The 786-nt window shown below is 67.9% G+C and carries 1 protein-coding gene; it reads right to left on the minus strand.

The features are described from left to right. Positions 1 to 199 precede the first annotated feature (199 nt). The coding region (locus EN879_RS37700) for an amidohydrolase family protein (protein ID WP_164774931.1) at positions 200 to 786 on the minus strand (587 nt) is incomplete at its 5' end.

The following is a 786-nucleotide window of genomic DNA, read 5'->3' on the forward strand; positions in this document are numbered from 1 at the left end:
CCACCTCTCCCCCGATCGACGGGGTAGAGGAAGGGCGCCACACAGATCGGCGAGGGAGAGGAAGGCGCGAGTTCGCCGCCCTTGGCTCCTTCCTCTCGCTCCGGAGGGGGGAGAGGTGGCGCTGCGAAGCAGCGACGGAGTGGGGGAAGCCATTCGCCAAGCGCACAGTCCCAAGACAGGCACAAGCTGGCGAGATCAGCTAGTCGTGCCGATGCCCAAAGTGCCTCGCCGCAACCTCGACATGGGTATGCGCGGCATGCGCCACAAACCGCTCAGTCTCGCTGACATCGTTGACCGCTTCGTTCGGCCACCAGGTGCCGCCGATAACGATGCCTTCGCACACCAGTCTCTGATCGGCGACCAATGACGCGCCGACCGCGTCGACGAAGGTGAAGCGGCCCGGGCGCTGACGGAGCACGGCGACGTCGCCGACCGTGCCGACGGCCAGTGTGCCCAGGTCAGGCCGCGCGATCGCCTGCGCCGGCGCTTGCGTGGCGGCGCGCAGGACCTCGACCAGCGGCATGCCGAGCGCCAGGAGCTTCGACATGCAGACGAGGATGTCGAAGGCGGGACCGTCGACGCAGTAGAGATGCACGTCGCTCGAGATCACGTCGGGCGCCAGCCCTTCTTCGAGCATGGCGCGGGCGACGGCGAAATCGAACGAGCCCATGCCGTGGCCGATGTCGAAGATGACGCCGCGCTCGCGCGCCAGCCGCATGTCGGGCCGCACCGCGCCGGAAGCGAACACCGGCGCATTCGGGAAAGGCCGGAAGCAATGGGTGAGAA

It is taken from the genome of Mesorhizobium sp. M7A.F.Ca.AU.002.02.1.1, assembly GCF_003998535.1.
Classification (GTDB): Bacteria; Pseudomonadota; Alphaproteobacteria; order Rhizobiales; family Rhizobiaceae; genus Mesorhizobium; species Mesorhizobium ciceri.